The 9,964-nt window shown below is 69.5% G+C and carries 8 protein-coding genes; 3 read left to right on the top strand and 5 right to left on the bottom strand.

Going from position 1 to position 9,964, the window contains the following annotated elements; translation table 11 throughout:
- Positions 1–1,376 precede the first annotated feature (1,376 nt).
- Positions 1,377–2,402 carry a pirin family protein gene (locus HV826_RS13855; protein WP_176417483.1) on the bottom strand — a complete coding sequence of 342 codons (1,026 nt, stop codon included), beginning with the start codon at positions 2,400–2,402 and terminating at the stop codon, positions 1,377–1,379.
- Positions 2,403–2,514: 112 nt separating this feature from the next.
- Positions 2,515–3,831 carry a ferritin-like domain-containing protein gene (locus HV826_RS13850; RefSeq protein WP_176417482.1) on the bottom strand — a complete coding sequence of 439 codons (1,317 nt, stop codon included), beginning with the start codon at positions 3,829–3,831 and terminating at the stop codon, positions 2,515–2,517.
- Between the two features lie 370 nt (positions 3,832–4,201).
- Between HV826_RS13850 and HV826_RS13845 the strand changes: the two genes are divergently transcribed.
- The 3 genes from HV826_RS13845 (at position 4,202) to HV826_RS13835 (ending at position 7,943) form a co-directional block, all read left to right on the top strand.
- Positions 4,202–4,741 carry a hypothetical protein gene (locus tag HV826_RS13845; protein ID WP_255207931.1) on the top strand — a complete coding sequence of 180 codons (540 nt, stop codon included), beginning with the start codon at positions 4,202–4,204 and terminating at the stop codon, positions 4,739–4,741.
- Between the two features lie 23 nt (positions 4,742–4,764).
- On the top strand, positions 4,765–6,657 hold the full coding sequence (locus HV826_RS13840; RefSeq protein WP_176417481.1) for a methyl-accepting chemotaxis protein: 1,893 nt from the start codon (positions 4,765–4,767) through the stop codon (positions 6,655–6,657).
- Between the two features lie 203 nt (positions 6,658–6,860).
- A complete protein-coding gene (locus tag HV826_RS13835) occupies positions 6,861–7,943 on the top strand; it encodes a LuxR C-terminal-related transcriptional regulator (protein ID WP_255207930.1) in 1,083 nt (360 codons plus the stop codon).
- 7 nt (positions 7,944–7,950) lie between these two features.
- Here HV826_RS13835 and HV826_RS13830 read toward each other — a convergent pair whose 3' ends face one another.
- The 3 genes from HV826_RS13830 to HV826_RS13820 all read right to left on the bottom strand — a co-directional run bounded on the left by HV826_RS13830 (position 7,951) and on the right by HV826_RS13820 (position 9,884).
- Positions 7,951–8,211 carry a DUF3892 domain-containing protein gene (locus HV826_RS13830; protein WP_176417479.1) on the bottom strand — a complete coding sequence of 87 codons (261 nt, stop codon included), beginning with the start codon at positions 8,209–8,211 and terminating at the stop codon, positions 7,951–7,953.
- A gap of 92 nt (positions 8,212–8,303) precedes the next feature.
- Positions 8,304–8,987: an iron-containing redox enzyme family protein gene (locus HV826_RS13825; protein WP_176417478.1), complete on the bottom strand. Its 684-nt coding sequence runs from the start codon at positions 8,985–8,987 to the stop codon at positions 8,304–8,306.
- Between the two features lie 87 nt (positions 8,988–9,074).
- Positions 9,075–9,884 carry a GNAT family N-acyltransferase gene (locus tag HV826_RS13820; RefSeq protein ID WP_176417477.1) on the bottom strand — a complete coding sequence of 270 codons (810 nt, stop codon included), beginning with the start codon at positions 9,882–9,884 and terminating at the stop codon, positions 9,075–9,077.
- Positions 9,885–9,964 lie beyond the last annotated feature (80 nt).

Genomic DNA, 9,964 nt, shown 5'->3' with positions numbered 1-9,964 from the left:
CTATTCGTCGGCAGCGTCAGATGTGTATAAGAGACAGGTTCCTCACCAACGGCGCCATCCTGGCCAACCTCCTGCCGCGCTACCCACAGCTCAAGGCCGACCTGGGCCTCAGCAACGCACAATACGGGCTGGCGGTCGCCGCGTTCCCCGGTGGCGCGATGGTGGCGGGGCTTGCCGCCGGAGCGCTCATCCGCCGCTTCCGCTCCTCGCGGGTCGCCGTCGCCGGCACACTGCTGACGAGCCTGGGCGTGCTGGTCGCGGGCCTCGCGTCGTCGTGGTGGGCGCTCGCCGCTTCGCTCTTCTTCGCGGGCGGCATGGACGCCATCACCGACGTGGCGCAGAACTCCCATGGACTGCGGGTGCAGCGGCGCTATGGCCGGTCCATCCTCAACTCCTTCCACGCGATCTGGAGCATCGGCGCGGTGGTCGGCGGACTCATGGGCGGGCTCGCCGCGGGGCTGAACGTGCACCGGGGCCTGCACCTGGGATTCTCCGCCCTGCTCTTCGCCGGGGTGTCCTTGGTGGCGCTGCGCTACACGATTCCCGGCCCCGAGCCCATCCTCACCGTCGAGCCAGAGGCAGCCGCGGCGCACCAGGGCAGCGCTCCCGCGCGGCGTCCGCCGACGGGGCGCGGGCGCATCTGGCTGATGTTCTCCGCGCTGGTCTTGATTGCCGTCGGCGGCATCCTCGTCGAGGACGCGGGCATGACGTGGGCAGCCGTCTACCTCTCCGGGACACTCGGCGCCACGGCCGCGGTCGCTTCGTTCGGGTTCGTCGCCCTCGTGGGCGCGCAGTTCGTGGGCCGGCTGCTGGGCGATGGAATGGTGGACCGGTTCGGGCAGCGCGCGGTCGCTCGGGCGGGCGGCGCCACTACGGCGCTGGGCATGAGCGCTGCGCTGTTGTTCCCCTCCATCCCGGGCACCATCGCGGGCTTCGCGCTCGCCGGATTCGGCGTTGCCACGCTGGTTCCCGCCGCCATGCACGGCGCCGACGAGCTGCCCGGCCTGCGCGCGGGAACGGGGCTCACCGTCGTCAGTTGGCTGATGCGTCTGGGGTTCCTCGCGTCGCCCCCGCTCGTCGGGCTCGTCGCCGATACCGTGGGATTGCGCGTGGGTTTGCTTGGGGTGCCGCTCGCGGGGACCATCGTCGTGCTGCTCTCTGGCGTCCTGGCCCCCATCCGCGCCCCCGCCGCTTCACCGGGCGGCCAAGGCCCCTCGCTTCCGCGGCCCCATTGATGCGACAGGCCGGCCCGGCAGCTGCGCTCGTTGGGTTCACGCGCGACCACCTGCGAGACAGCCGGGCCTTCAAGCGGTGGTACGGCACTTCGCCGCGCGCGGTCCGCCAGCGCCCCGACTGAGCGCTGGCGGTCCTTCGGCTCAGGCCGGACGTTCAATGCGGCCATCCGCGTGCCGGGCGAAGCGCCCTTCCTCTCGCGGATGGACCGGGTCATTGGCCGGCCAGGGCCAGCCGCCAAAGCCGGTGCGCTGGTAGTCCGCGAAGGCCTGCTGAATCTCCTGCCGCGAGTTCATCACGAACGGGCCGTACTGCACGACGGGCTCGCCAATGGGACGGCCCTGCAGCATCAACAACTCCGCCGCGTCCGCGCCGTTCTCCAGCTCCACCGCGACGTCCGCTCGCAGTTCGACACCCTGCGACGGAGGAATGGCACGCCCCGCCACGCGCAGACTGGAGCCGAGGAAGAAGTACAACATCCGGTTGCTGCCAGGGGCCGCCGCCGGCAGCGTCCACCGCGCGCCCGGGGCCAGCTTGAGCGTCCAGATGGCCACGTCCGCCGCGGCATGCGCGGCCCACGACCTGGGCGGCGGCGGTGGCGCCTTCACGTCTCCCAGACTTCCAGCCACCACCGTGACTTCCGTGGCGCGCCCTTCCGCGTCCCGGGTGACGTGCCGGGGGATGACGTGGTTCCACAGCATGGAGAAGTGCGGCTCCACGAGCTTGTTCGCCCGCGGCAGGTTGAGCCAGATTTGAAACAGCTCCACCGGGTTCGGCTGGTCGCGCTGGAGCAGCGGGAACATCTCCGAATGGTTGATGCCCGCGCCCGCGGTGAGCCACTGCACATCCCCGCCGCCGAAGCGCGCCGCCGCCCCCAGGGAATCCGCGTGGTCGAGCAGGCCGCTGCGCACCACCGTGACAGTCTCGAAGCCCCGGTGCGGGTGCTGGGGGAAGCCGGGCACCACGGTGCCGTGATACATGTTCCAGCCGTCCCGCCCGTCGAAGTCCTGGCCCAGGTTGCGGCCCGCCAGCGAGGCGGACGGCCCGAGGCGCTCGTTTCCCACGGGGTACTTGTCGTCGTGGTGGACGCAGAAAAGGAACGGGTCCGGGGTCCGCCACGGCATCCCGAGCGGCTCCACACGAAGGACGGCTTCTGGTTGCTGACGCATCTGCTACGCCTCATCCCTTCCGGAGCCCCATGAAAATTCCCTGGGTCGGGACTCCCTCCGCTGAGCGTAACAGCGAGCCCTCCGCGCCGCTTGCCCCACCGTCCCACGAGGTTCAGGCCCACAGCTCCTGAGCGAGCGTGTCCACCATCGCCACGGCGACCTCGGGCGGGGGCAGCCCGGCCTGGGACACGAGCACGGGATTCACCGGCACGGCGGCCTCCTCGCGCAGGGCCTCCGCGGCCCGCTGCTTCGCCAACCGGAGCACCTCGCGCTCCCCGTCCGACAGCCGCGCCTGCGCCCAGGCATCAATCTTCCAGGAGAGCTCCGCGTGCCGCGTCTCGTCCTCCGCGATGCGGGCCATGGAGGCGCGCACCTCGTCGTCCTGGGCATGGAGTGACTGGTGCCGCGCCACCAGCGCGCCGAACGTCTCCCGCACACAGCCCTCCACCGCGTTGTCCAGCGCCACCGCGAACAAGGAGCGGGGCGCCGCCGCATCCACCCGCGGGGCCTGGGGCGTCGCGCCATGCCGTCCCGCCAGCCGGGCGCTGACCTCCGTGTGCATGACCTCCTCCAGGGCGCTCATCAGCGCCGCGTCCTGCAGCGCGAGGTCCGCGCCATGCGCCGCCAGCTCCTCCCGGAGCAGCAGGAAGGCCCGGATGGACGCGGCCTCCAGGTGGGCAATGGCGGCGAAGTGCTGGCCCAGCACATCGTCACACGACACCGAACCCCGTGAGCGCAGTCCTTCGGGCCTGCGCCCCACGGCGCAGTTGTCCGTGCCCCGCGCGAGCACGTTGCGCTCCTCCTCCACCACCTCGCCCGTTGACGACACGCGCAGGGCATACTGCGTCAACTCCGTCCCCTCACCACACGCCATGCCCTTGGTACCGACGACGCCGAACGCGCCGTCGCCCAGCGCCTTCACCGCCCCATACTTGAGCCCGTCGCAGCGCACGTTGTAGCCCGCGGCAAAGGCTGTCAGCGCGGCCTCCTGCGTCGTATCAATGGGCCCCAGGAACGACTTCAGCGCCTCCAACGAGGCGATGGCAGACACCACGTCGCCGCGTGTCGTCGCGACGAAATAGTCGGTGCAGATGAAACCGCAGGCGTCGCGGAAGCCCCTGGCGGGCGCCAACGCCTCGAGCTCTGACAGACATGTCTGGGTCTGGGTCGCCGTCGCGCACGGTGTCCCCGCGGAGGAGAGGGGGTTCGTTGCCATGGGCTGGCCAGCCGCATGGAAGCTCCGCAGCTGCACGAAGTCTGGCGCGACCGCAGGTGACAATCCTGTCACGGACAGCCCACCATTTTCACAAAGAGGCGGCTCATAGCCCGTCAGGTCCACTTCACCATCACATCCGGCAAGTGTCAGGGGTGACAGGAGCGAGGCGCGAAGGGCCCGGGAGAAGAGCAGACGCAAGCGATTCGAATCCATGGGTGCAGGACCTCCTTCGGATGGGAGTCCGCACCTCAGCAATGAAGATGCCAACACCCGCGGGCCTGGGAACAGCGGACAGGCACCGCGAAATCCGGACGTTTCTTGCCTGCCCCGCTCAGAAACCTGAGGGGCATGCGCGCTTGGCTTGCGCGACTTCAAGAACGGCATTCCTGGCTAAATCAGCGACACTGAAACACGAGTCACTGGCGACTCCCTCACAGTGTATGGCCAGGCAACCCGCGCGGTCGCCCAACATGAGCCGCGGGTTTTGTTTTCAGGCAAATGCCTGTGTCACACTGGCGCCGCAAGCATGACGCAGGCAGCGCCTCACCCGGCCCGGTGAACGCGCTCCGAGGATGAGGTGCGGATGTTGTCGTGGTTCGGTATCGCAGTCGCAGTGCTGGCGCAGATGCCCGCCGACGGCGCAGCCCAGGTGAAGAAGGTAGACGGGCTGGTCCCCGCGCTCCGGGAGATGGCCGCGGATCCCCTCGTCATCCAAGCGGTGCGTGAGCAGAACGCCCGCCGCGAATCCCTGGACGCCGTTCAAGCGCAGGACGCCGCCTGGATGGCGACGCCCGCGCTGACGCCTTTCAAGGAACGGCTGCTGAGCAGCGCCTGCTCGCGCGTCCTGAACCGGCACCGGGCGAAGCTGGGGCGCGTCATCGCCGAGGCCTTCGCCATGGACAACCAGGGCGCGCTCGTGGGCGCCACGCGGCGCACGTCCGACTACTGGCAGGGCGACGAGGAGAAGTTCCAGGTGCCCTTCACGCAGGGCCTCCAGCTGCGAGAGAAGCCCTTCTTCGACGAGTCGTCGCAAGCCTTCGTCATCCAGGTCTCCTTCCCGGTCCGTGAGCGCGGACGGACCATTGGCGCGCTCTCCGTCGGCATCTCCCTGCTGGACCTCTGAATCTCCTGCTCGCTCGACATCCCATGCGCTTCCTCGACGGACTGAAGCTTCGCACCCGCCTCATGCTGGCGGTGTTCCTGCTGGTCATTGGGGCCATCGCCCCGCTCAACCTCGTCGGCAACTTCTTCGCGGAGGAGGCGCTGCGGGAGCAGATCCACGCCACCCTGCAAGCGGAAGCGGAGGGGCTGCGGGAGCTGGTGGAGGCGGCGCTCACCGAACGTGAGGGCAACGCGCGCAGCTGGGCCGAAGACTCCATCGTCCGAGGCGCCCTGCTGTTCGACACCTTCGAGAAGAGCGACGCGGTGCTGGCCTCGCTCCAGAAGCGCCACGCCTCCTTCGCGGGGTTGGTGCTCTTCTCCGAGGACGGCCGGGCGCTCTCCGCCAGCGACCCCGCGCTGCTCAAGCGCTTCGCGAAACAGGAGCAGGCGGTCCGCGAGACGGCCTGGTTCAAGAACGCGAAGCAGAACCGGCTGGATGGCCATGGGCTCGAGCAGGTGGACCCCTTCTTCCAGAAGCGCGTGCTGCCCTTCGCGGTACCGGTCATCAGCCCCATCAGCCAGTCGCGCATCGGCATCCTGCTGGCGGCCTATGATTGGGGGCGCATCGGCGCGGAGGTCGAGGATGCGCTGGCGCGCGCGCACGAGCGGGGACAGAAGAGCTTCGCGCTGGAGGTCCTCTCGGCGGAGGGCACGCCCCTGTTCGACTCCCGCGGGGAGAGCGCGCAGCGCGCCACCGACGCGCTCCGGTTCGAGGCCCTGGACGGCAGGACGGAGGTGGACGTGGGGGATGGCTGGCGCTTCGTGGCGACCGTGTCCCCGCAAGAGGCCTACACCCCGCTCGAGCGGGGCGCATCCATTGCCCTCATCCTGACGGCCGTGTCGTTGATTGCGAGCATGCTGGGCTCCTGGTGGCTGGCCCGGAGCGTGACGCGTCCCATCTCCACGCTCAGCGACGTCGTCGGCCGCATCGTGCGCGAAGGCGACCTGACGCAGCAGGTGGAGGTGCCCGCCCGCCAGGACGAGGTCGGCGAGCTGGCCGCGTCCTTCGCCCAGATGATGAGCCACCTGCGAGAGTCCACCGCCAGCCTCCAGCAGGGCACGCGGGTGCTGGGGCAGACGGTGGCCGAGCTGACCAGCGCCTCCGCCCAGCAGGAGCGCAACCTGTCCCGCCAGGCCTCCGCCCTCCAGGAGACCCAGACGACGGCGCAGGAAATCAAGCAGACGTCGCTGATGGCCGCGGACCGCTCCCAGGAGGTGCTCGGCGTCACCGCGCGCGCCCGCGAGGTGGGCACCGCGGGCGAGGCCACCGTCAGCGCAAGCCTCGAGGGCTTCGAACAGTTGAGGGAGCAGGTGGGGCGGATGGCCGGCAGCATCACCGCCCTGGAGGAGCGCACGCGCCAGATTGGCGGCATCACCCAGTCGGTGAAGGACCTGGCGGACCAGTCCAACATGCTGGCGCTCAACGCCGCCATTGAAGCCGCGCGCTCGGGCGAGCACGGCAAGGGCTTTGGCGTGGTGGCCCGGGAGATTCGCAGCCTGGCGGACCAGTCCATCAGTTCCACGGGCCGCGTCCGCGAAATCCTGGAGGACGTCCAGCGCGCCATCCGCGCCACCGCCGCGCTGTCCGAGGAGGGCCAGCGGCGCACCGAGGTCGGCCTGGCCCAGGTGCGCGCCAGCGGTGAGAGCCTCCGCGAGCTGGCGGGCATCATCCAGGACAACGCCAACGCAGCGCAGCAGATCGCCGCCGCGGTGAGCCAGCAGAGCGCGGGCGTCTCCCAAATCTTCACCGCCGTGACGGACCTGTCCCGGATGATGGATGAGACGCTGCAGGGCATGAAGGCCACCCAGACAACCACTCAGACCTTGCGCGACGTGGCGCAGCGCATGGAAGCGGTCGCGAGCACCTATCGCGTCTGACACCCGGTCCCGGGCTGGCCGCGTCTTGTCAAGCCAACAGCGGCCCCTTGCATGACAAACGGCAGGCGCGGGAGCCTCCTGTCAAGCCCCGGGCCTACCACTGGGGGGTTAGGGACAGCCTTTCAGTCGGAGCCTATTGAATGGCCTGACACAGAAACGGACCCGCAGGGTTGCCTGACCAGACAGGAAGGAAGCTCGCGTCGATGAACGTCTCCTCCCATGAGTTCCTACTCCAGAACAAAGTCATCGCGGCGCTCAACAGCACCTTGTCCCTCCCCGAGGCGCTCGAATCCGCCCGGGCGCCCCTCCTGGAGCTGACGCCCGCTGACTACGTGGGCTTGTGCCTCATCAACCTGGGTCCCATCGTCGAGTTCCAATGGCTGGTGCCAGGCCACCGGCTGGCCCTGCTGGATGAGTATTCCAAGTGGGTCGACTCCGACTTCGTGCGGGCCCCCATCTTCGCCCAGCCGAATGTGGTCCTCCGGGACTCGGAGATGATTACCCGCAAGGAATTGGAGCGCAGCGCGCTCTACCAGCGCAGCAAGGAGCTGGACCTGAGCCTGGAGCACGTCATGGCGGTGCTCCTGCCCGTGTATCCACGACTCCTGGGCGCCTTCACGCTCTACCGGGACCGCCGGCTGGCTTTCTCGGAGAAGGACGCCGCCTTCCTGACGAGCCTCACGCCCCACCTGCTGAACGCGGTGCGCAACTGCCGTGACATGCAGACGGCCTCCACGGGCTCCCGGCTCCTGGAGGAGCTCTACAGCAGGCCTGACGCCGCGTACGTCGTGGTGGCGCCGCCCTCGCACGAGGTGCTGCGCTCACGCCGGGCCGCCGCGCTGCTGGAGCGGTGGTTCAAGCCCTCGGACCTCCACGCCTCGGGGATTCCGCGCGTCCTCATGGAGCGGCTGGAGGCCCTGACGCGGATGAGTCCAGACGCGCGGCTCCAGAACACGCGCTGGGTCTCCCTCCACGGGGATTCGTACCGCGTGGTGCGGTTCGTCCAGCTCCCCGAATCCGAAGGCCCGCGTCAGTGGGCCCTGATTCTGAACGAGATTCCCTTGTCGATTCCGCTCCCCGAAACCATGCGCGTGCAGCTCACGGCCCGGCAGGTGGACATCGCGCGGGGCATGCTCCGCAACTGGTCCAACGAGCAGATTGCCAGCGAGCTTGGGCTCTCCGAGGACACCGTGAAGACGCACGTGCGCGACATCTTCCGCCGGCTCCAGGTCGACAACAGGACGGACTTCCTCTACCAGGCGGCCCACCTCAACAAGCCCGTCTGAAGCAGCTTCAGAAGCGCGGCAGCTCCAGCAGGTTGTCCGTGAGGATGCCATTGGCCTTCGTGCGCAGGTACGGAGGTCTGGCGTCGATGACGAAGAGCTTCACGTCCCGGGGCCACGTCTGCACGCGGGCGTCTCCCCCCGCCTGGAGCCACTGCACCAGCTCCAGGCGGCTGCCCTCACCCACCTCGGTGCCCTCCTTCCACCGAAAGCGGGCAATGTGCTCGTGAAGCGCGCCTCCTTCGAGACGGATCTGGGTGATGTAGCGCATGAAGACGCCTCCCACTTCGCGGACGACGATTCGGAGGGGAGGATCGCCTTCAAGCGCGGGACTGTCTCTACCACCGGGGAGGTATGCGGCCTTCAGCGCTCGCGGAAGATGCCCGGGTAGATGCACCGCGTGGCGCGGGCGGAGAAAATCACCGCCGCCTGGTCCTCGGGGTCCGTCAGCGTCCGCAGCACCGCTTCCATCTCCGCCACGTGGTCCCCGTCCAGCGCGCCGTGGCTGCGCAGGAAGGTGACGGACTTGCGGATGTTCGGAATCGCGTCGGCCGCAATCAGGCGCTCCACGACGCCGGTCGCGCGCGTCTGGGACAGGTACTCCAGCACATACGCCGTCCCCAGCACCGCCGTCGGCACGCCGGACCGGGAGGTGAAGAAGTTCCAGCCGGTGTAGGCGTCCACCGCGGGGGTGCGCGCCGCGGCCTCCACGCGCGCCTCCGGACACCCCAGGTTCTTCAGGTCCGACAGCAGCCACTTCTCGTGGCCGCGCTCTTCTCCGGCCTTCTGCACCAGCAGCGCCGCCAGGTGCGGGTGCCGGCCCTGCCGCTCGAGCCGGTGGCCCGCCTCCGCCAGCATCGGCGTGCTCCAGCGCGCATAGTGGTAGGTCTGAATCAGGTAGTGGATGTAGCCCTCGGTGTCGATGGTGCCGTCGAAGAGGCGACGGGCGTCGGGCTGCGCGTCCAGCGCGGCCACCAACCCCCGGCCCTCCTGCTCCAGCACCCCCACCCAGTCCACCTGCTTCGGGTTCTGCGCTTGCGTGTTCACGGACGTCTCCTGTTCCCGGGCCGTTCGCGGTCCCCGGCTGCTGTGCGTTGAAGGTGAAGTGAAGGGAAGGAAGCAGCGCCAGCGGCCTCAAGCGGCGCGGCGAAGGGGGTGCTGCGCCAGCGCGGCGAAGCGCGCCAGGGTGCTGGCGGGAATCTCATCCAGCGCGGCGATGAGCGGCAGGGTGAAGCGGCGGAAGCTGGCGTCGTAGAGGGGCTCGGAGATGAAGCGCGCCCCCATCTTCCGGGCGAAGAGCGTGGGCGCCCTCGGCACGCGCAAGCCGTCCAGCAGGCCATGCTCCGCGCGCAGCCGCTCCATGGGCGTGTAGTAGGGATTGCTGGGGATGGCGGGCGCCTCCACCGGCTCCGGCACGTCCACGCGCCAGCGCGGGCTCATCCAGCCCCGGTAGGCGGCCACCTGGCAGGACAGCAGCGCGTCCTCGCGCGAGTCCGTGTCCAGGTTCGCGGACGCAAGCCAGTGCGTCACGCCGCGCCGTCGGCTCTCCTCGTAGATGCCCGCGTGCAGCCGGGTGACGGCCTCGGAGTGCCGCCAGCCGTCGAGCACGCAGAAGCGCGACGTCTCCGCGATGACCATCCCCGGGCGGACCACGTCCGACAGGTCCAGCTTCTGCTCCAGCTCCAGCCCCAGCCGTCCGCCAATGGCCTCCGCCACCTCCGGGTTGGGCAGCAGCAGCCGCAGCGTGGCCACCGGGGCCGCGTCCGCGTAGACGACCAGGTGCACGGTGGTGTCCAGCGTGTCGAAACAGCTCACCTCGCGGCGGGACGGCGACGTCCACCCCGTCATCAGCCCCAGCTCTCCGCCGAAGACGGCCCAGCGGACGCGGACCGCGTCGTCGAGCTCGCGTTGGGTGGTGGCAACACGACAGTGCATGGACGTCATGGGTTTCTCCGGGAAGCGAAGCGGGTCCGGCGTCGCGCCGTCCTCGCCCTTTCATTCGCCGCCCAAGCCCCGAGTGCGCG

The organism is Myxococcus sp. AM010 (assembly GCF_013372585.1).
GTDB classification, from domain to species: Bacteria; Myxococcota; Myxococcia; order Myxococcales; family Myxococcaceae; genus Myxococcus; species Myxococcus vastator.
The sequence above is the reverse complement of the archived record's forward strand: the minus strand, read 5'-3'. Positions and strand labels throughout refer to the sequence as shown.